Origin of the sequence: Christiangramia qingdaonensis, assembly GCF_048381525.1 — a bacterium.
In the GTDB taxonomy this organism is placed as follows: Bacteria; Bacteroidota; Bacteroidia; order Flavobacteriales; family Flavobacteriaceae; genus Christiangramia.
Window position 1 is genome coordinate 435,554 of record NZ_JBLWIM010000015.1, and the last position, 21,542, is coordinate 457,095.

At 39.3% G+C, this 21,542-nt stretch carries 20 protein-coding genes; 12 read left to right on the forward strand and 8 right to left on the reverse strand.

The genetic code is table 11. The features are described from left to right. The 4 genes from ACNI3T_RS13330 to ACNI3T_RS13345 form a co-directional block, all read right to left on the reverse strand. On the reverse strand, nucleotides 1-1,028 hold a 1,028-nt coding region (locus ACNI3T_RS13330; protein ID WP_418228220.1), incomplete at its 3' end, for a RagB/SusD family nutrient uptake outer membrane protein. A gap of 9 nt (nucleotides 1,029-1,037) precedes the next feature. Then, complete coding sequence (locus ACNI3T_RS13335) at nucleotides 1,038-4,136, reverse strand: SusC/RagA family TonB-linked outer membrane protein (protein ID WP_418228221.1); 3,099 nt, start codon at nucleotides 4,134-4,136, stop codon at nucleotides 1,038-1,040. Nucleotides 4,137-4,420: 284 nt separating this feature from the next. Continuing rightward, nucleotides 4,421-5,065: a gluconate 2-dehydrogenase subunit 3 family protein gene (locus ACNI3T_RS13340; protein ID WP_418228222.1), complete on the reverse strand. Its 645-nt coding sequence runs from the start codon at nucleotides 5,063-5,065 to the stop codon at nucleotides 4,421-4,423. An 11-nt stretch (nucleotides 5,066-5,076) separates the two neighbouring features. Next, entirely contained in the window at nucleotides 5,077-6,777 is a 1,701-nt protein-coding gene (locus tag ACNI3T_RS13345) for a GMC oxidoreductase (RefSeq protein WP_418228223.1), read from the reverse strand. Between the two features lie 149 nt (nucleotides 6,778-6,926). On the opposite strand from ACNI3T_RS13345, the gene ACNI3T_RS13350 reads away from it, so the two are divergent. From ACNI3T_RS13350 to ACNI3T_RS13390, 9 genes are all read left to right on the forward strand, one after another. Further along, nucleotides 6,927-7,925 (forward strand): sugar phosphate isomerase/epimerase family protein, encoded by a 999-nt coding sequence (locus tag ACNI3T_RS13350; protein ID WP_418228224.1) that lies wholly within the window; start codon nucleotides 6,927-6,929, stop codon nucleotides 7,923-7,925. 23 nt (nucleotides 7,926-7,948) lie between these two features. Beyond that, nucleotides 7,949-9,187: a nucleoside permease gene (locus tag ACNI3T_RS13355; RefSeq protein ID WP_322300508.1), complete on the forward strand. Its 1,239-nt coding sequence runs from the start codon at nucleotides 7,949-7,951 to the stop codon at nucleotides 9,185-9,187. Between the two features lie 7 nt (nucleotides 9,188-9,194). Further along, nucleotides 9,195-10,337, forward strand: coding sequence for a Gfo/Idh/MocA family protein (locus ACNI3T_RS13360; protein WP_418228307.1), 1,143 nt, complete (start codon nucleotides 9,195-9,197; stop codon nucleotides 10,335-10,337). A 4-nt stretch (nucleotides 10,338-10,341) separates the two neighbouring features. Further along, nucleotides 10,342-11,394 (forward strand): sugar phosphate isomerase/epimerase family protein, encoded by a 1,053-nt coding sequence (locus ACNI3T_RS13365; RefSeq protein WP_418228308.1) that lies wholly within the window; start codon nucleotides 10,342-10,344, stop codon nucleotides 11,392-11,394. A 10-nt stretch (nucleotides 11,395-11,404) separates the two neighbouring features. Then, nucleotides 11,405-12,154 (forward strand): 3-keto-disaccharide hydrolase, encoded by a 750-nt coding sequence (locus ACNI3T_RS13370; RefSeq protein ID WP_418228225.1) that lies wholly within the window; start codon nucleotides 11,405-11,407, stop codon nucleotides 12,152-12,154. 94 nt (nucleotides 12,155-12,248) lie between these two features. Next, the gene (locus tag ACNI3T_RS13375) at nucleotides 12,249-13,460 is read left to right on the forward strand and encodes a bifunctional alpha/beta hydrolase/OsmC family protein (RefSeq protein ID WP_418228226.1); all 1,212 of its coding nucleotides are present in this window, start codon (nucleotides 12,249-12,251) and stop codon (nucleotides 13,458-13,460) included. A 102-nt stretch (nucleotides 13,461-13,562) separates the two neighbouring features. After that, the gene (locus ACNI3T_RS13380; protein ID WP_418228227.1) at nucleotides 13,563-14,156 is read left to right on the forward strand and encodes a superoxide dismutase family protein; all 594 of its coding nucleotides are present in this window, start codon (nucleotides 13,563-13,565) and stop codon (nucleotides 14,154-14,156) included. 89 nt (nucleotides 14,157-14,245) lie between these two features. Next, on the forward strand, nucleotides 14,246-14,776 hold the full coding sequence (locus tag ACNI3T_RS13385; RefSeq protein WP_295179557.1) for an RNA polymerase sigma factor: 531 nt from the start codon (nucleotides 14,246-14,248) through the stop codon (nucleotides 14,774-14,776). Between the two features lie 2 nt (nucleotides 14,777-14,778). Beyond that, nucleotides 14,779-15,582: an anti-sigma factor gene (locus ACNI3T_RS13390; protein ID WP_418228228.1), complete on the forward strand. Its 804-nt coding sequence runs from the start codon at nucleotides 14,779-14,781 to the stop codon at nucleotides 15,580-15,582. Between the two features lie 307 nt (nucleotides 15,583-15,889). On the opposite strand, the gene ACNI3T_RS13395 is transcribed toward ACNI3T_RS13390, so the two are convergent. The 3 genes from ACNI3T_RS13395 to ACNI3T_RS13405 all read right to left on the reverse strand — a co-directional run bounded on the left by ACNI3T_RS13395 (nucleotide 15,890) and on the right by ACNI3T_RS13405 (nucleotide 18,294). After that, on the reverse strand, nucleotides 15,890-16,588 hold the full coding sequence (locus tag ACNI3T_RS13395) for a LytR/AlgR family response regulator transcription factor (RefSeq protein WP_418228309.1): 699 nt from the start codon (nucleotides 16,586-16,588) through the stop codon (nucleotides 15,890-15,892). Nucleotides 16,589-16,654: 66 nt separating this feature from the next. Then, on the reverse strand, nucleotides 16,655-16,969 hold the full coding sequence (locus ACNI3T_RS13400) for a 2TM domain-containing protein (RefSeq protein ID WP_418228229.1): 315 nt from the start codon (nucleotides 16,967-16,969) through the stop codon (nucleotides 16,655-16,657). Then, nucleotides 16,969-18,294: a 2TM domain-containing protein gene (locus tag ACNI3T_RS13405; protein ID WP_418228230.1), complete on the reverse strand. Its 1,326-nt coding sequence runs from the start codon at nucleotides 18,292-18,294 to the stop codon at nucleotides 16,969-16,971. The genes ACNI3T_RS13400 and ACNI3T_RS13405 overlap by 1 nt, the downstream gene beginning before the upstream one ends. A 175-nt stretch (nucleotides 18,295-18,469) precedes the next feature. On the opposite strand from ACNI3T_RS13405, the gene ACNI3T_RS13410 reads away from it, so the two are divergent. Further along, nucleotides 18,470-18,904, forward strand: a complete 435-nt coding sequence (locus ACNI3T_RS13410) for a hemerythrin domain-containing protein (RefSeq protein ID WP_418228231.1) — start codon at nucleotides 18,470-18,472, stop codon at nucleotides 18,902-18,904. Nucleotides 18,905-18,935: 31 nt separating this feature from the next. On the opposite strand, the gene ACNI3T_RS13415 is transcribed toward ACNI3T_RS13410, so the two are convergent. Next, the gene (locus tag ACNI3T_RS13415; RefSeq protein WP_418228232.1) at nucleotides 18,936-20,243 is read right to left on the reverse strand and encodes an NAD(P)/FAD-dependent oxidoreductase; all 1,308 of its coding nucleotides are present in this window, start codon (nucleotides 20,241-20,243) and stop codon (nucleotides 18,936-18,938) included. A 125-nt stretch (nucleotides 20,244-20,368) separates the two neighbouring features. On the opposite strand from ACNI3T_RS13415, the gene ACNI3T_RS13420 reads away from it, so the two are divergent. Together ACNI3T_RS13420 and ACNI3T_RS13425 are read left to right on the forward strand one after the other, a co-directional pair. Further along, nucleotides 20,369-20,863 carry an RNA polymerase sigma factor gene (locus tag ACNI3T_RS13420; RefSeq protein WP_418228233.1) on the forward strand — a complete coding sequence of 165 codons (495 nt, stop codon included), beginning with the start codon at nucleotides 20,369-20,371 and terminating at the stop codon, nucleotides 20,861-20,863. A gap of 9 nt (nucleotides 20,864-20,872) precedes the next feature. Then, on the forward strand, nucleotides 20,873-21,508 hold the full coding sequence (locus ACNI3T_RS13425) for a hypothetical protein (protein ID WP_418228234.1): 636 nt from the start codon (nucleotides 20,873-20,875) through the stop codon (nucleotides 21,506-21,508). The last annotated feature ends 34 nt before the right edge of the window (nucleotides 21,509-21,542 follow it).

Genomic DNA, 21,542 nt, shown 5'->3' on the forward strand with positions numbered 1-21,542 from the left:
ACTCCAACAGGCGATCCTTCCGTTGGAACGTATCCTCTACGCTCTTCCTGACCATCACCCATAAAATTTGAATTTGGATCACCTTCGAAAAGGTCATAAAATTCAGCTAGAGTGGTAAAACCATTCCAACCACCACCACCATTCGCTGGTGTATTCTGGTTATAGTGTAATGTGTGCCACATAACGTTTCCAACTCCGGAATTTGTATACCAGATAGTTTCATTATCAAGTTTTGGAGAGAAAATTCCAAAGTAACCTTCTTCCAGACCAAAGCCCATAGCACTAATTGCATCCACATTGCTAATCACCTGTTGCATGTCCCCAGCGTCTGGTGAACCCGTCCCTGTATAGATATGTTTGTTAAGATACATTTTAGCAAGCATAAAGTGAACTGCTGCTTTAGTCGCACGATTCGTAGCTTCTGTTCCTGGCGAAGCCGTAGCAATATTCGCCGCAGCTGTATTCAGATCTTCCATGAGAAAGTCGAAAGCTTCTGCTCTGGACATTACCGTAGGATCTACTTCAATTCCTTCATCTGGTCCTCTAAACGGCACCTGACCGTAAAGATCCATCACCCAGAATGTAGCGAAAGCTCTTAAAAACCTTGCTTCTGCTTCCTGTTGTGGAGTAGCATTACTCCTCTCGTCAATGATTTCAGTAGTTCTGAAAATGATAGAGTTCTGCTCATTCCAGGTATCTCTTACATGCTGGTGAATTGGAGACCAGCTGTGCTGATGTAATGTTCTCCAAACACCATTATCACCCCAGTCCGTTCCTCTGGTGGGCACCAGGAATTCATCTGTACTCACCTCGTTTAGAGCGTAAAGGTTAGCCTGATTTTCTAATTGTCCCCGTACAGCATCATAGATACCGCTCAAGGTCGCATCTACGTCACCAACTCCGGTAAATTCTCCGGTCTGGTTTACGATGATCGAATCTGTTTCCTCAATTTCCAGGTCTGTACATGCACTAAACACGAACAGTGCGCAGGCTGGAATTAAAGTAAAATACTTTCTATTTTTCATCATTAATTTTTTTTAAAATTTAGCATTTAAACCAAATGTTACCGTTCTAGGTCTAGGGAATGCTGTATAATCGATACCAGCTGTTGGTAAACCATTTAGTGACTTATCTACACTAACTTCCGGATCAAGACCTGAATAGTCTGTGATCACGAAAAGGTTTTGACCGTTTACATAAACTCTTAGATTTTCTACGAAAGAGTCTTCAGCAAGAGGAATAGTATAACCAAGACTTGCATTCTGTAATCTTAAGAAATCACCTTTTTCAAGAAATCTTGTAGATACATCTGGAGCATTCGCTGGAAGTTCTCCGTTTGTAAGTACGTCTGTAGTTACGTTTCTACCACTATTTATACTACCTGCAGTAAAGAATGCATTGGCAGTATTGTTATAGATATAGTGACCAAACTGTCCTGCAAAGAAAATTGAGGCATCAAAGTTTCCAAATTCAGCTCTGGTATTAATACCAAGGTTTGTAGTTGGAAGTGCACTCTTATCAACGAACTGCTGCTCATCTCCATTAGGATAGATAGAAAGACCATTTTCATCAAATCCACCGAACTCTCTTAAGTAGTAAGAAAACAATGGACGCCCTTCAGCTAATAGCTGAGCAAAAGCTCCGGTAAGACCCTGACCTGAAATTTGAGCCGTCTGAATCAGACCATCAAAATCCTGAAGTTCATTATCGTTATAAGCTACGTTGAAACCAAAGTTCCAGAAGAAATTGTCATTATCAATGATATCATAATCAATTGCGAATTCAACACCCTTATTAATTACACTAGCATCAAGATTCTGGAAAGTGAAAGGTACCGGTGAAGGCTGAGCCTGTTCTGCCACAAGAAGAAGATCCTGTGTATCCTTATAGTAAAAATCAAGACTACCAGATAATCTATCATTCATGAATCCATAATCGATCCCGACGTTAGCCTGAGCAGTTTCTTCCCATTTCAATCCTGGGTTAGCGAATCCTGCAGTTCCAAGTCCACCACCATTTATGTTTCCACCATTATCAATTCCGTAGCCATTAAGCACACGACGAATAGTAAAGTTTCCATATCCAAGACCTTCCTGGTTACCAGTGATACCATAACCAAGTCTAAGTTTTAAAGTAGATAAAGCGTCTGGAGAAAAATCTTCCTGGTCGATCTTCCATGCAAATGCACCTGAAGGGAAGTACCCATATCTATTGTCTGGACCAAATCTTGAAGATCCATCTGCTCTCATGGTAAATGTAAATAAGTATTTATCCATCAAAGAATAGTTCAACCTGGTAAAGAATGATTGAATTTCATCTGTATTATCGTAAGTTCCACTTGTAAGTACTCTAGTATTGATACCACCTGGACCGTTTACAGATTCTCCTAATACAGGACCATTGTCAGTAAATAATCTATCTACAAGCAAGCCATCAGCATTGTAACGTAACTGGTTAAAACCACCATTTACCGCTCCATATAACGCATCAATATCGCTTCTTAATTCTGAAGACATTGCCCCATTATCTGTGGATACAAATCCAAAACCATTAGCATATCTACCTTCTCTCTGGAAATCCTGGAAAGAATAACCAACTAAAGCTGAAAAAGTAGAGTTATCAAACTGCTTATCGTAGTTCACTACAAACTCCATCAATCTGTTCGTAGCTTCAAGATCGTTTAACTGAGCACGACCATTTCCTGGTGATCCATTATCAAAGTTGATCACATTTCCTGAAACTGAAGCATTCTGCTCAGATTCAGCTCTGTCATAACCTAAAGTTACTTTTGCATTCAGGTTTTCAAGAATGTCATAATCTGCAGAAAGGTTTAAAAGGATTCTGTCGGTTTCTGTTTCATTCTTAACATACTCAAGAATTTCTAATGGGTTTCTACTGTTTCCAACCGGATCAAAACCTACTTCAGCAGGCCATGTTGGATTTGCGTAATACGCTGCTCCCAGCAAGTCACCTGTAGATGGACCATCATTACCAATAGGCGCCGCTTCATCCTGTACATTGGAAAGTGTCAATTGTAAACCAAGATTTAACTTATCATCAAAGAATCTTTGATTAGCATTTAAACGACCTGTTAGACGTTCCATTTTTGAGTTCTCAACAACACCTTCAATTCCATTATATCCTAAAGATACACGAAGGTTACCGGAACTATAACTATTCATATAAGATAAAGCATGGTTTTGAGAGATCGCAGTTCTTAGGATCTGATCCTGCCAGTCTGTATCTGCACCAAAATCCTGAGCCTCTCTGTCTCCACCATATTGCTCCACAGCATCCAGGAATTGTTCAGCGTTTAATAGATCAAATTCATTTGCTGCATTTGCAATACTTACAGAACCATCATAAGTAAATGAACCGCCCTGGGCTCCTCTACCAGACTTGGTCTGTATAATTACCACCCCATTCGCACCTCTGGAACCATAAATTGCAGTTGCAGACGCATCCTTTAAAACACTGATGCTTTCAATATCGCTAGGGTTTAAGAAGTTTAATGGGTTTCTTGAAGAGCTAGACCCAATTCCAAGGTCACCACCACCTGCAGCGGTAGCATCACCAGCTAATGGTACACCATCCACAACGAATAATGGATTGTTATTAGATCTTACTGAAGTTGTTCCTCGAATACGAAGCGCAATCCCAGCTCCAGGTTCACCACTTGCCTGTGTAATCTGCACACCAGCCGTTTTACCCTGAATTAATTCTTCCGGGGAAGAAATATTACCTTTATTGAATTCTTCGGAAGTTACCGAAGCAACTGCACCGGTCGCATCCCTTACAGTTGTGGTTCCATAACCAATTAAAACTACCTCTTCCAGTTCAGAAGCATCTGTTTCAAGGTTTACATCGATAGTTTCACGACCGCTAACTTTTATCTCCTGTGTTACATAACCAACGAAGCTATACATAAGTATAGCGTCTGCCGGAACATTATTAATGGTATAATTACCATCAAAATCTGTAGTGGTACCCGTCGATGTTCCCTTGATGGAAACAGTTGCACCGGGCAGCGGACCACTCTCATCTGTCACTGTTCCGGTTACAGTTTGCGCTTTTGCCATACCGAAGGTAATAAGTGCTCCGATGAACAAAAGGCTCCTGAAAATCAATTTTCTCATAAGTTAAAGTTTTAGTTGGAATCGCTCAATTACACGTTGAGCACGATAAATTTATATAATTTATTGTTAACAAAACAATCGGCATTCTGAATTTATAGGATTTCGCAAACGTTTGAAATTTATAAATGTCAATTTCTTGAAGCAATTTTTAAGGAATCCACAAAAAGATGGCGATAATGCAATGAAATGAGCATTATCGCCATAATATTAAAAATTTCATAATTTGATTTTTTTTACCAACAACTGTTGATAAATCTCAAATTTTTGTGATTCTGACTAAGAATCTATAAAGACATCGCTTTTCCGCCACCAAGTTCACTAACCGGGCCGCAAGGGATGTACTCTCCAGGAATTGGATCATACCACATAACATTCTCACCTACTTCTTCGCTGTTCTTCCATGCCCAGATTGCCATATCTCTAACATTATTTAGGTATGCATAAGCTCCAGCATCTGAATCCATTTCAACATCAGGCTCCTGATTTTGAGCATCCTGAGTTTCGGTATTACGCTTCATGTATTTCTCCCGATCTGCCGGAGTCGCTTTTAGATATTTTTTAAGTATTAGATCATATTCTTCTTTAGTTCCATTATCCTGAGATTTTTCAAATTCTTTTTCAAAGGATTTCGCAAAAGCATCTGCAGATCGATTAAATTCTTCAGCCCTTTCCGGCTCAGCTACGGTGTCCATATAAGAATCAATGAACTGTTCAATATTCAGGTCTGAAGCTCCTGGCGTATCTGTTGCGGGTAAAATTGTATCAAGAACCTGTTTTAATGCTAGTCCGTTTGAAGCACTTAGGTACACGGGTTGCCAGTCATAATCAGGTTCATTCTTGCAACTTTGCAAAAGACTTAATGCCGAAGGCCCTACGACAAAAACTCCTGCACCCAGTCCGAGATTTTTTATTAATTGTCTTCTATTCATGATTAAAACTATTATGCATTAGACTTTTTAAAGTTTTTGGAAGCATGATCTGCCGCTCTTGCAGTCATGGCCATATAGGTCAAGGAAGGGTTCTGGCAACCGGCAGAAGTCATAAATGCTCCATCGGTTACGTATACATTCTTAGCTTCGTGAACCTGGTTGTTTCCATTAAGTACAGATGTCTTTGGATCTCTACCCATTCTGGCCATTCCCATTTCGTGTATTCCAAGACCGGGAGCCCCAATATCATCGTAACCACTAACATCTTTAAATCCAGCTTTTTCAAGCATTTGTACAGCCTGATCTACCATATCCTTACGCATCTTCAGCTCATTCTCTTTAAATTCGGCATCAAAAGTTACGGTTGGTAGCCCCCATTCGTCCAGTTTATTGTAATCAAGACTCATTTTATTTTCGTGATATGGTAGAGTTTCTCCAAAGCCCATCAATCCCATGTTCCAGCCTCCTGGTTCTGTTACCGCTTTCTTAAGGTCTTCACCATAGCCTGCTTCCGCAACGCTATCTGTCCAATTGGTACGGCTGGCTCCACCCTGGTAACCATAACCTCTTAAGAAATTAACTTCACTATTACCGTTAAGGTTTCTGAATCTGGGCAGATATATTCCATTAGGCTTTCTTCCTTTATAATACATGTCCTGGAAACCATCATAATTTCCGGAAGCTCCTGCTTTAAAATGGTGATCCATCACATTATGCCCCAGTTCTCCTGAGTCATTCCCCATTCCTTCAGGAAAACGATCAGATTTTGACTGCATAAGGATACTAGTAGACGCCACGGCTGAAGCACATAAGAAAACGACATTGGCTTTAAACTCCATAGTCTCTCCACTTTCAGTATCTACAACTTTTACTCCAGTAGCAAGTTTGGTATCTGCATCATACAGCACTTCGCTCACGATGGAATTTGGTCTTAAGGTCATGTTCCCGGTTCTTTCCGCAGCAGGTAGTGTAGAAGAATTACTGCTAAAATACCCTCCATAAGGACAACCACGAATACATCTATTTCTAAACTGACATTTAGAACGGCCTTCGAACTTCTTATCACCTGTTATATGGGCAACACGACCGGAAGTCATTACCCGACCGTTGAAATTTTCAGAAATACTTTGTCTAAGATGATCCTCCACACAATTTAATTCCATTGGTGGTAAGAACTGACCATCTGGCAATTGACTCAAACCTAACTTCTCACCGCAAACTCCTATATAAGATTCTACATAATCGTACCAGGGTGAAATATCCTTATAACGAATAGGCCAGTCCACTCCTACTCCGTCATTTTTATTCGCTTCAAAATCAAGATCGCTTAATCTGTAACTATGTCTTCCCCACATGATCGATCTACCTCCAACGTGGTATCCACGCATCCAGTCAAATCTTTTAGTTTCATTATAGGGATGCTTAATATCATCTACAAACCAGTGTTTGCTAGGTTCAGCAACAGTATAGCCGGTTCTTGCCTGCTTGAGTTGTCGTTTTTTCTCTTCACGTGGAACCTGTCCTTTAAATTTGTAATCCCATGGATCATCATTCATAGTTGGATAGTCCTTGACATGCTCTACCATACGACCACGCTCCAGAACAAGTGTTTTAAAACCCTTCTCTGTGAGCTCTTTAGCTGCCCATCCACCACTAATACCTGTTCCAACAACTATGGCATCATAGCTGTCATTTTCATAATAGTTATTCACAATTCATTGATTTATCGTTGAAAAAATAGTTCGAAGTCTACCAAATATATAAATTAATGACTATAATTTTACATCTTTAAAAAAAAGACTACATTTAATTTTCAATCTATCAATGGCATTAAAGCCATACAACCTAAGCATACCAAAAAATGAATTTCAGATCACTTAGAGCCTGCAGTCTCTTTCTTGCTATTAGCCTTTCCCTATCCTTAACCTCTTGTAAAGATCAAACTGAATCCAGCAAAGAGAATGAATCCCAGGAAGTTGCAGAAAAAACAAATGATTCTTTATTCTTCAAGATTTCACTAGCACAATGGTCCCTTCACCGCCCAATTTTTGAAGGCAGCCTGGACCCAATGGATTTTGCCGAAAAATCCAGTGAAATGGGTTTTGAAGGAGTTGAATATGTTACAAGTTTTTATGCTGAAAAAGTAAAGGATTCCAAAACTCCTGAAGAGGATTTACAAAAAGTACTGGACACACTTAAAAACAGAAGTCAAGAGTTTGGTGTTCAAAACTTACTACTTATGATTGATGGCGAAGGAGATCTTGCAACCAACGACTCTGTAGCGAGAAACCAGGCAGTAGAAAATCATAAAAAATGGGTGGATGCCGCTCAATTTCTGGATTGTCATTCTATAAGAGTGAATCTGTTTGGTGACGAGGAAAGAGAGAACTGGAAAAATAATTCTATAGATGCCCTCAAAAAGCTATCTGAATATGCCGCAACCAAGGACATCAATGTATTAGTAGAAAATCACGGATACTTATCTTCAGATGCAGATCTTCTGGTTAGTGTAATGGATGCCGTTAACATGGAAAACTGCGGAACTTTGCCAGATTTTGGGAATTTCTGTTTAAAACGTGAAGGCGGTGTCAGATGGCAGGCAGAATGTATCGAAGAATTCCCAAAATACGAAGGCGTGGAGAAATTGATGAAACATGCAAAAGCTGTAAGTGCAAAATCTTACACCTTCGACATGAAAGGCAACGAAGAAGTCATCGATTATAAAAAAATGCTGCAGATCGTTAAAGATGGTGGCTATACAGGCTTTATCGGTATTGAATATGAAGGTACAGACATGGATCCTGAAAAAGGGATCAATGCAACCAGAGATCTACTTATCAAAGCAGGAAAGCAAATTTAAACCAATTCCAACAAGTCCTATTTATGAGCAAATTAGTCCGCTTCCAACTATCCTTAATGATGTTCTTAGAATTTTTCATTTGGGGTGGCTGGTTCGTTACACTGGGAACCTATCTCGGTTACAATTTAGATGCAACAGACGTTCAGATCTCAACCGCTTTTTCTACGCAATCCTGGGGAGCTATCATCGCACCTTTTATTGTAGGAATGATTGCCGACAGGTTTTTTAACGCTGAAAAGATCCTCGGAATTTTACATCTTACCGGTGCAATTTTGATGTACTTTATGTATCAAAGCACAGATTTTGCTGAATTCTATCCATTGGTACTTGCTTACATGATCGCTTATATGCCAACACTGGCTCTTGTAAACTCGGTTAGCTTTAACCAGATGAAAGATCCCGCAAAAGAGTTCTCCTTTATACGCGTTTTTGGGACAATTGGATGGATCATAGCAGGGCTGGTTATCAGTTATATTTTCTTCTGGGATTCTCCGGAATCCAGACAGGAAGGAATGCTGAAAAACACATTTTTGATGGTAAGTATTGCTTCAGCATTTTTAGGAATTTTCAGTTTTACGCTTCCAAAAACACCACCATCTGCAGATAAATCTAAAAAGGTAAGTGTCGTAGAAACACTGGGACTGGATGCGCTGGGATTACTGAAAGACAGAAACTTTCTGATGTTCTTCCTGGCATCTGTACTAATATGCATACCGCTAGCCTTTTATTATCAAAATACAAATCCATTCCTTTCTGAAGTTGGAGTAGAAAACCCAACCGGTTTAATGACCATCGGGCAGGCATCTGAAGTTTTATTCCTGTTACTACTACCCTTCTTCTTTAAGAGATTTGGTTTCAAATTGACCATTATTGCTGGTATGCTGGCCTGGACCTTGCGTTATCTGCTTTTCGCCTATGGTAATTCCGGAGAACTTATTTTTATGCTTATTACCGGGATCGCATTACACGGGATCTGTTATGATTTCTTCTTCGTTTCGGGACAGATCTATACAGATTTTAAAGCCGGTTCAAAATATAAAAGTTCAGCACAGGGATTGATCACTCTTGCCACCTATGGCGTGGGAATGTTGATAGGTTTCTATGTGGCTGGTTTGATCACCAATGCTTACGTTACCGGAAATAAAATGCATGATTGGGAAACTATTTGGGTATATCCTGCGGCATTTGCATTTGGAGTCCTGCTCCTTTTTGCCTTATTTTTCAGGAACGAAAAGATCGACAAAAAAGATATTGAAATTTAAACATTGAATTATGAGTAAGATCAAACTCGGAATATTAGGTGGCGGTGAAGAATCTCTTATTGGAATTCTGCACAGAGTCGCGGCCAATATGTTCGACCAGTTTGAAATTGTAGGTGGTGTATTTGATACCAATCATCAAAAAAGTCTTGATTTTGGTGGAAAACTTCAGCTTGATACCTCAAGGGTCTATCGTGATCTAGACCACCTTGTAGATGAAGAAGCAAAGCTTTCAGAAGAAGATAGAATGCAGGTGGTTTCAGTACTCACTCCTAATTTTCTGCATTTCCCAATGGCAAAACAGTTGCTTGAGAATGGATATAATGTGATTTGCGAAAAACCATTGACAACCACTTTCGAAGAAGCTAGGATCCTGAATGAACTTCAGAAGAAAAATAATAAGATTTTTGCAGTGACTTATACCTATACCGGTTATCCTATGATCAGGCAAATGAAAACGATGATCGCAAATGGTGAAATAGGTGAAATTCAGAAAGTAGATGTACAATACTACCAGGGATGGATCAATCCTTTAATTCATGATAAAGACAAACGTGCTTCTACATGGAGACTAGATCCGGAAAAGTCCGGAATTAGCTGTTGTATTGGTGACATTGGGACACACGCATTTAATATGGCGGAGTACGTTACCGGAATGCAGGTGAAAAATATCCTATCAGACCTTAATTATCTGTATGAGGATAATCCTATGGATATCGACGGAACCGTTCTTTTACGCTTTTCTGAAAAGATAAAAGGTGTTCTAAGGGCAAGCCAGATCGCTACAGGTGAAGAAAATAATTTTACAGTAAAGATATATGGAGATAAGGGCGGTTTAAAATGGGAACAGGAAAATCCGAATTATCTCTATTTACTGAAGGAGGATCAACCACTACAAGTCCTTAAACCAGGTCATGCTTATAACAGCGACTTCTCTCTTGAAGGCACTAAACTTCCTGCAGGACATCCTGAAGGGATTTTTGACTCTATGGGGAATATCTATTATGGAGTTGCGCAGGCAATAGAAGATAACAGCAAATTTGAAGGAGCTTATCCTAAATTACATGATGGTTACAGAGGGATGCATTTTATAGAACAAACAGTAGCTTCCCACAAACAGGGTAATGTTTGGGTAAGCATGGAAGAAGAATAATATGATGAAGACAATAAAAGGACCGGCAGTTTTTCTGGCTCAGTTTATGGATGATCATGCGCCTTTCAATTCCCTGGAAGGTTTGTGCAAATGGGCTGCAGACTTAGGCTATAAAGGAATTCAGATCCCTACCTGGGAAACCAGGCTTATAGATCTTAAAAAGGCTGCTGAAAGTAAAACGTATTGCGATGAATTTGCAGGAACCGTAGGATCTTACGGACTTGAGATCACCGAACTAAGCACACACCTGCAGGGACAGCTAGTTGCTGTACATCCTGCTTATGATCTAATGTTCGATAATTTTGCTCCAGATGATTATAAGAATAATCCAAAAGCAAGAACCGAATGGGCAGTAGATCAATTAAAATATGCGGCTAAGGCCAGTAGAAATTTAGGAATTGATGTTCATGGAACCTTTAGTGGTGCTTTGTTATGGCACACCTTTCACCCATGGCCTCAGCGACCTGAAGGACTTGTGGAAATGGGTTTTAAAGAACTTGCAGACAGATGGATGCCAATCCTGAATACTTTTGATGAACAGGGAGTTGACGTTTGTTATGAGATACATCCTGGAGAGGACCTACATGATGGGGTGACCTTTGAACGCTTTCTGGAGGCTACCAATAATCATAGACGAGTGAATATTCTTTATGACCCAAGCCATTTTGTTTTACAGCAACTGGATTACCTGGAGTACATAGATCACTATCATGAGTTCATAAAAATGTTCCATGTCAAAGATGCCGAATTTAAGCCCACGGGCAAAAAAGGAATGTTTGGTGGCTACGGGGACTGGAAAGATCGCGCCGGTAGATACAGACATCCAGGCGACGGACAGGTAGATTTTAAAAATGCCTTTTCTAAGCTAACTGAATACGGCTGTGACGTATGGGCAGTTCTGGAATGGGAATGCTGTATTAAAAGCCCTGAACAAGGTGCCAGAGAAGGTGCTCCATTTATTCAGAAGCATATTATTGAAGCAACTCAAAAGCGTTTTGATGATTTTGCAGGTTCAGAAATCGATGAAAATAAACTCAGGAATATTTTAGGAATTTAAACACTCAACAATGAAAAGATTAGCAATTATAGGCTGTTCAATATTAGCGCTTACTGCGTGTAAGAACGAAAATAAAGAAACCGAAGCTGAAAACATGGACACTCAGGAGTCGGTTGCCATGCAGGAAGTAGAGCAGGAATGGCAGGAACTATTTAATGGTGAAGATCTTCAGGGCTGGAAAGCATATAATAAAGACAGCATCTCCTCCCAGTGGAAGGTGGAAAATGGTGTGATCGCATTTGAACCTTCAGCTGAAGAAAGAGAATCTTCTGAAAATCTTATCACTGAAGATGAATTCGGGAACTTCGAAATGAGTTTTGAATGGAAAATTTCTGAAGGTGGAAATAGTGGTGTCATGTGGGCTGTTCAGGAAGATGAGAAATATGCTGAGCCTTATTTAACAGGACCAGAAATTCAGGTACTGGACAATCAAAAGCATCCTGATGCTAAAAATGGTCCAAACAGAACTGCAGGAGCCCTTTACGATATGGTTCCTCCAAGTGAAGATGCGACCAAACCTGCAGGAGAATGGAACAAAGAGACAATATATATCAACCACGAAGAGAATAAAGGATGGGTAGAACTAAATGGAACTCGCGTTACTGAATTTCCTGTACATGGAGAAGAATGGGAAGAAATGGTGAAAAACTCAAAGTTTAGTGAATGGGAAGGTTTTGGCACTAATCGTAGCGGCCATATTGCCTTACAGGATCATGATGACAAGGTTTGGTATCGTAACATAAAGATTAAGGAATTATAAAATTCTGCTAAATAATAATTAAAGCTGCGTGATGCAGCTTTTTTTATACCCCATACTCTACAAAATAAAGTATCTTAAAAAATAAATTTGCTACATGAATAAGAAGGATATAAGCTTTAAAAATGCAGATGGCAAAGAACTGAAGGGAGTTCTGGAATTACCACTTAATGAAACCCCTACAAACTTCGCGATCTTTGCCCACTGTTTTACCTGTAACAAAAATTTTCACGCCCCCACGAATATTAGCCGAACGCTGGCATCGCATGGCTACGGAGTTCTTAGATTCGATTTTACGGGCCTGGGAGATAGTGAAGGAGACTTTGAGGACACCAACTTTTCAGGAAATGTAGAAGATCTAATTTCAGCAGCGAAGTACCTGGAAGAAAATTACCATGCTCCCAGTATTATGATTGGACATTCACTGGGAGGAGCTGCAGCCTTATTTGCCTCAAAACAGCTCGAAAGTATTCGCTGCATGGTCACTATAAATGCACCTTCCAATCTTACCCACGTAAAATCCCATTTCAAATCCAATATGAAGGAAATTGAAGAACAGGGTTATGCCGAAGTGAATATTGGCGGTAGAGAATTCAGGATCAAACAACAATTTGTGAAAGACCTGGATGATAATGAGGATGCAACAGCGCTTCAGGAAATTAGAAAAGCTTTGCTAATATTACATTCTCCACAAGATAATATTGTGTCCATAGATCATGCTGAAGATTTGTATAGATCTGCATGGCATCCAAAAAGCTTCGTTAGCCTGGACGGATCAGACCATATGCTGAGTGATAAAAGTGACTCATTATATACAGGAAACCTTATTGCTACCTGGGCTGCACGTTATATAGATTCCGAAGAAAAGGAAGAATTAAGTACAGATCATGAGGTGGTCGCTAACCTTGGTGAACATGGCTATACTACCCAGATTAGAACTGGGAATCATAGTTTTATTGCAGATGAACCTGCTAAAGTTGGTGGCGCAGATCTTGGTCCTACTCCTTACGAGTTGGTTTCGGCGGGACTTGCCGCCTGTACCTCCATGACCATTCAAATGTATGCCCGCCGCAAGAACTGGAGTATACAGAATGTAGAAACGCATGTAAGTTATTCGAAAAAGCATGCTGATGACTGCGAAAATTGTGAAGATGCCGGTGCCAAAATTGATACTTTCGAAAGAGAGATCTCGATCAAAGGTGATCTTGATGAAAAGCAACTGGAACGTGTGCTGCAGATCGCAGATAAATGCCCGGTCCATAAAACCTTATCCTCTACAGGGAAAATAAATTCAAAATTGCGTAATTAAGCGGATATGGTTCTATTGTTAAGCTCTCCTTAAACTTTTGGCTGCACATGACAATAGGACTAATTTAGACCTGTAAACCGAATTTTAACCAATCGATACAGTATGAAACGTATTAGTTTATCTCTAGTTCTTTGCGCCGGATTAGTTTTCACAGGATGTAAGAACGACAAGAAAGAAAAAGAAATGGATGACCAGAACGAGACAGAAATGTCTTCAAAAATGGACAGCCAGAAAAATGAAGAAAAGAAGAAAGCAAAAGTTACTTTGCAATCTGTTAGCAACTCAGACCTTAGTGGTAATGTAGTATTCACCCAGGAAGATGGTGAAGTTTCTATGACCGCAATTATTAGTGGTCTTGCTGAAGGAACTCACGCTATTCACATTCACGAAAAAGGCGACTGTTCTGCAGCAGATGGTAAATCTGCCGGTGGACACTGGAACCCAACTGGTGAAGACCATGGTAAATGGGGTGATTCAGAAGGTTTCCATAAAGGCGATATAGGAAACTTCGAAGTTGATGAGAATGGAAACGGAACCGTTAATCTTACTACCGATGAGTGGTGTCTTGATTGTGGTGACAAGAATAAAGATCTTGCTGGAAAAGCAGTAATAGTTCACGACGGTGTAGATGATTATACATCTCAACCTTCAGGAGCAGCCGGAACCAGAGTTGGTTGTGGAGTTATTGAAATGTAATAAGCGTTCAATATTATTTGAAAGCGGCTATTTAGCCGCTTTTTTTATACCATATTATGAAGTATATTTATTTTTTCTAAACATTATTTATGCAGCAGGACGGTTTAATCCTTGAACTTCAGAATGGTAATCAAAGAGCTTTCGAAAGAATCTATGAGCTTTATTCTGAAAGTGTTTACGGTATTATATTCAGTATAGTGAACGATCAGGATATTGCAGAGGAAATACTACAGGATGTCTTTTTAAAGATCTGGAATAACGCTTCATCATACAATTCAAGCAAAGGCCGGTTTTTCACCTGGATCTTAAATATCGCCCGGAACGCTTCTATAGATCAGCTTCGCTCCAAGAGGCACAAGAACAGCCAGAAAAACCTGACAGCAGATAATTTCGTAGATATTCTGGAAAGCAAGTCTAACTTTTCTGCTCAGGCAGATGCTATTGGAATTCAGAAATATATTGATGTTCTAAAGCCTGTTTGTAAGAAATTGATAGACCTGCTCTTCTTTAAAGGATTTACACAGAAGGAAACAGCGGAAGAGCTGGATATGCCACTGGGCACGGTTAAAACCAGAAACAGAGCGTGTATTAATTCACTTCGGAATATGTTAGCTGAATAAGAATGGATATCAAAGAATACATAGAATCAGGAATTTTAGAGCTTTATGTTTATGGAGCTCTAACCGAAACTGAAAGCAGGGAAGTATCTGCAATACTTAAGGAGCATCCCGAGGTTGAAAAGGAAGTGGAAGAGATCGAAGCTGCATTAATCAAACTCTCGGCAGCAACCGCTCCTTACAATCCAGAAGCCTTACTAGCCAGCATTAGAACCAAGCTAGCTGGAAAAGGTGATCGTAAAGTGGTAACCATGGAAACTGAAAGTAGAACACCGTGGGTATCTTATATTGGCTGGGCAGCCAGTATCTTGCTATTAGTTGGTTTATTCTTCCTTTTCGAAGATAACAACGATCTAAGAGAGCAACTAAATTCTGAAAAAGTACGCAGCGCGAGAATGGAACAGCAAATTGTTGATATTCGTGAAGACGCAGAAAAAAGCGAAGATCTCCTTGCCATTCTTAGAAGTAAGAACGTTTCAAGGGTAAGTCTGCTAGGTCAGAACGTAGCTCCTGAAGCATATGCAGCGGTTTACTGGAACAAGGAAGATAACAAGGCGTACATTGATGCTAAGGAATTACCTGAGCCTCCAAGAGGTAAAGTGTATCAGGTCTGGTCACTAAAAATGGATCCTTTAACACCAACGAGTATAGGCCTTCTGGATACTTACGCAGTGGACGATAACAAAATATTCGAGCTTGACAATGCAAACCAGTCTGAAGCTTTTGGTATCACACTAGAGCCTGAAGGTGGTAGTGAATCACCAACCATGGAACAACTTTATGTACTTGGTGCAGTATCTGCTCCTTAAAAAATAGGACAACCTTCTACAGATATTTAAAACCCTGCATTAGAACGCAGGGTTTTGTTTTCTGAGATCAAAAAAATATATATTATATAAATTAATAAGCCCCACGCAAATGCGTGGGGCTTACTTTGTAAACGTTAGAAGGATTTCCGAGGGTCCTCACTCCTAACATCTAACCAACCAAAAAAATCAAAAACTCAAATCGACATAATTCGACCAAAAATTATTCAAACAAACCGAGTTTATATATCAAGATATACGGAAGCTTCTTCCTTGCGGTTTTAAAATAATCAACTTTAACATTTCAACATCAATTGTTTAGCCATGATTTAAAGTCTTTAACCCGCTCACGGCTTACTATGATCTGGAATTCAGTAAAGTTTTCGATCTTCACTTCCAGTCTTGAATTGGAATAGGTAAGTATATCTTTGATTGCCTTGATGTTCAGGATACATTTTCGATTCACCCGGTAGAATTTTTGAGGGTCTAACTCATCCTCCAGTTGTTCCAGCGGAATATCAATCGGATAATTTCTTCCGGAATAACAATGCATATAAGTTGCTTTATTTTCAGAATAAAAGCAGGCGATTTCGCTGGCTTCAACCAGTTTTAAATGCTGGCCAACCTGAGCTGTGAACCGGGATTTATAAGTTTTTTTGGATGACTGACCATTCAACATGCTTCTAATTTCCTGCAGGTCCAGCCCTTCATTCTTCCTCGTGCTTTCAAATTTTGTGATCGCTGCTTCCAGTTCCTCGTCATCTATAGGCTTCAGCAGGTAATCAATACTATTTAATTTGAAGGCTTTCAAAGCATATTCATCGTAGGCAGTCGTGAAGATAATGGCACTTTTCGGAGAAACCTGTTCAAAGATCTCAAAGGAGAGTCCGTCGCTTAACTGGATGTCCAGAAATATAAGCTCTGGATCCGTATTATTCTGGAACCACTTAATGGAATCACTAACCGAATGTAGCATCACTTCTGCAGTCAATCCCAGATTAGTCAGCATTCTCTGCAATCTTCGTGCGGCAGGTTTTTCGTCTTCAATAATTACTATTTTCGTCACAGTCCAGATTTATTTCCAAAGTTGCTTTTTGTCTTTTTCCATGATCTCTTTGATCTTACGCTCTTCCCAGGATTTTCCGAAGATAAAATTTGGACCGAACACACTCGCCCAATGAGCGAATAAACCTATCCCCCAAAAGAATAGTGTAGAATAATTCTGCCACCTGGTAAGACCTTCTTCTAAACCTGTCTGGCGCGTACTTACCACAAAAATGGCTATGTTCACGAATACATACACGATAAGGTGAACGTAAAAACCTTTAATGTCTTTGATCCTTTTCTGCGCCTGCTTGTAGCGCATATCTTTTCTATAATCGATTTCCATTAGTTCCAGCTTTTATTTTGTTGTTGATCCTTTTCCATTAATTCCCTGATCTTACGCTCTTCCCAGTCAGATCCATAGCCAAAAACTGAAAAACCGTGAATGGTCAATCCAATTCCCCATCCAAATAATGGAAACCAGAACCACTGGAAACCCCAGTAGGTAAAGTAATTTATAAATATTAGAAAAGGGATTACTACGCAGTAAGATATAAGGTTTCCATAAAACTCCTTGATCTCCTTTACTCTCTGTTTTGCCTTGAAATACGCATTTTGTTCGTTGATAGTGGTCGATTCCATAATTGATATTTGTTTAGTTAGTATTGGAAGTTTCACCTTGAAGTGATCTTCATTTTGTTCGATTAATACTTTACGTTCGGTCACCACATCATAGCGGTTCACGATATTCTGAAGCCCTACGCCTTTACGATCACCCAGAACTTCTTTTTTCTGAAAGTTGTTCTGTACAACCAGGTAACCATTTTCCTCAATGATTTTAATATGTAAAGGTCTGCTGTCGCTTACCACGTTATGTTTGATGGTGTTTTCTAGCAATAGTTGTAATGATAAAGGAACTACTTTTGCTTCTTCTGAAGATAATTGCTCTGGCAGTTCAAAGAATATACTGTCTTCAAAACGCATTTCGAGTAATTTCATATAGGTCTTTGCAAATTTCAGTTCTTCTGAAAGTGGCACAAGATCTTTATCTTTCTGTTCCAGCACATAACGGTAGACTTTCGAAAGTGAGGTAGTAAAACGTTGTGCCTGGTAAGGATTTTCATCTATTAGGGAAGCAAGAACATTCAAACTATTAAAGAGAAAATGTGGATCTAATTGATTCTTTAGTGCATCAAATTTAGCTGAAGCAGTTCCTGCAATGATCTTTTGCTCCTTAACTCTCTTCTCCTGAAGTGCTTTATAAAAATAGATGAGGTGAAAAATCAGGGTAACGATCGTGGTAAATAGTAGCGGAAAGAAATAAAAGCTAAGACTTTCATTCTCCAGGAATTCAGGTATTGGCTGTTTTCCGAAAACAGTTTTATCAATAAGCCTGCATAGAAAATATCCCAGCAAGGTCAATATGATCGAACCGGAAGAAGCTATAAAAGCTCTTTTGAGTCCGGCATCTTTCCAGCCTACCTTTTTATTAAAGTAATAGAAGTAAAGTACGTTTATTGATGTAAGGACAAATGAATAGAAGAAATACATGGTCAGGTTCTCCCAGTCGGTAAGTGCTCTAAAGCTAAATCCATTAAAAGTAGCATCCAGTAGAGCTATGACTAAGCTCACAATAACACTGATCTTTAATATTTTTAATAGGTTCTTCATTTGTGTAATTCTATGTCAAAGATGTACTCTTTCTGTCTTTTACTGAAAGTTTTATTACTGAACTGTTATTTCTGCGGGCTGAACTGTTAGAAGTTTGACCTATGTATTCTGTAAATTAGAAAATCTTTAAATTAAAAATGAATATCTTGGAAACAAATCACAAAATTCTACAAGCATGACAATTTTCGAAGTCCTTAGACAGGAGCATGAAATACAGCGTGACCTGATCGACAAGCTTATAAAAACCGAAGGAAAAACTGAAGAAAGAAAAAAGATCTTTGAAGATCTAAAACATGAACTAAAAATTCATGAGGATGCTGAGGAGCGGCATTTCTATATTCCGCTAATGGAAAAGGACATGACCCAGGAAAAGGCAAGACATAGTGTTGCAGAGCATCACGAAATGGATGAACTAGTGGAACAACTTGAAGATACCGAGATGGATGCTTCCAACTGGCTGAAGATCGCCAAAGATCTGGAACATCAATTGATCCACCATCTTGATGAAGAAGAGCAGGAAGTTTTTCAATTGGCTGGAAAAGTGCTAACCGATAATCAAAAAACTTCTTTGGCTTCAGATTATAATAAGGAGATCAAAGAAAGAAGATAATTAAAAAAGGCCGTCATATGACGGCCTTTTTTTATGCTTTGTCCTTATCCATAGACATTCGTTCTTCATGACCTTTAAAAGGTCTTATGATCAATCGCGCAGCCTTGTCAAAATTCACGTAATTGTATAACCAGTTAAAGAAAGTAACAGCACGGTTACGGAAGCCTACCAAAAACCACAGGTGCACGAACATCCATACGAACCAGGCAAAGAAGCCTGAAAACTTCCACTTATGCAGGTCTACTACTGCCCTGTTTCGACCTACAGTAGCCATGGTTCCTTTATCAAAGTAATCAAAAGCTTCCAGAGGCTCACCTTTGATCAATCTTTTTATATTTTTAGCTAGATGTTTCCCTTGCTGTATCGCAGGCTGAGCTACCATAGGATGGCCTCTAGGGAAGTCTTCGGTAGCCATTAATGCAATATCACCAATAGCGAATATATTCTCATAACCGTTTATCTGGTTAAAGGCATTCACCTCATAACGGTTCGCTTTTTCGACCATGGCCGAAGCATTCAATCCTTCTACGGGTGCTCCGGTAACTCCAGCAGACCAGATAAAAGTTTCGGTTTTTAGAGCCAGTTCAGTATTAGTTTTCACCAGGTGACCATCGTAGTTTTCGACCATCGTATTCAAGTGTACCTTCACACCGAGTTCTTCCAGCATTTCCTGAGCTTTCTCAGAAGCATGTTCACTCATAGGAGGTAATACCCTTCCCATACCTTCCAGAAGGTGAATATTCATTTCGTTAGGATCCAGATCGGGATAATCTTTGGGTACTATATGATTTCGAAGTTCTGCAATCGCACCGGCAAGTTCCACACCAGTAGGTCCTGCTCCTGCTAGAACAAAGTTCAGTAATGATTTTCGTTTTTCAGGATCATCTGTGATGGTAGCCTGTTCCAGGTTTTCCAGGATAAGACTACGAATATTCAGGGCCTGCGGAACAGTTTTCATCCACATTCCATGTTCTTCAATACTATCATTTCCGAAGAAATTTGTTTTTGAACCCGTCGCAATGACCAGATAATCGTAGATAATATCACCAACACTGGTATGAACGGTATTTTTTTCCGCAGAAATTGATTTTACCTCCGTAAGTCGGAAAAAACAGCGATCACTGGAACGCGTAATTTTTCTTAATGGATAAGCGATCGAATCTGGTTCCAGTCCCGAAGTGGAGACCTGGTAAAGCAATGGCTGAAAAGTGTGGTAATTATGGCGATCTAACAAGACCATCTGCACGTCCTGTTTTAATAAATTTCTTGCCAGTGCCAGCCCGGCGAAGCCACCGCCAACTACTACAACTCTTGGTAAATCAGACTTTGGAATAATCATTTTCGGTTGGTTTTATTCAAATTTAAGATTCTTAAGAGTAAAGAAAGATGGATTAACTATAAATTAAAGATTTTTGTAACGCTACGGCCTTTTTATCTACCTATTAGTGCTAACCAAGAAGATTCGTGAACAAAGACCTAGAACATCAGTTTGTAACAAACCTGGAGCAAAACCAGAACATTGCACACAAAATCTGCCGTATCTATACCAATGATCAGGAATCGCATAATGATCTTTTTCAGGAAATTACGATACAGTTATGGAAAGCTTACCCCAAATTTAGGGGAGATTCAAAGTTTAGTACCTGGATGTACAGGGTTGCTTTGAATACGGCCATCACGCTTTACCGAAAAAAGAAGAAGAGTATACGCACCCAGGATTATGATAGTGTACACTTTAAAATAAAAACGGAAGCTTATGATGACACTGCGGAACAACATTTGAAACTAATGTATGATGCGATCAAGCAATTGAACGATATAGACAAGGCACTGGTCTTTCTATATCTTGAAGATAAAAGTTATGCCGAGATTTCTGAAACTCTGGGGATCACAGAAGTTAATGCACGGGTAAAAATGAATAGAGTGAAAACGAAATTACAAAACATTATAAATCCTTAATAGCGCCGTATGGATAATTTAGATCTATTAAAAAAGGATTGGAAGAAGCAGGAGAAATCTATTCCCCAGCTTTCTTACGACGAACTGTATAAACTTATCTGGAAGCGCTCTTCTTCTATCGTGAAGTGGATATTTTTTATAAGTATTATCGAGTTTGGACTTGGAGCAGTATTAAATATTTTCATCGCTGATGATGAATACTGGGCAAAAATGGAAGAATATAATCTTACATTATTTCTTATCATCACCTATGTGGTTTCATATCTTGTCACCTTTTATTTCATTTACAAGTTTTATAAAAACTACAAAGCTATCAATGCTACAGATAGCGCAGCGGTTTTAATGAAGACCATTTTAAAAGTTAGAAAAACTGTAAAGTATTACATAGGATTTATACTGTTATCAAGTGGCTTTGTCTTTATATTTTCCATGATATTTATCTTAAGAAATCATATTTTAACTGCGGAGACAGTAACATCAAATATGTCATTTGACTGGAAGCAATGGCTATTATTTATTGGGGGAACTTTGCTTGCACTTGCGGTAATACTGGGTGTTATCTGGTTAATCTACACACTGGTGTACGGAATCCTGCTGCGAAGATTGCACCGAAATTATAAGGAATTAAAAAAGTTAGAAATGTAAAAGTGAAGGCCGGAAGTGATTCCGGCTTTTTTTA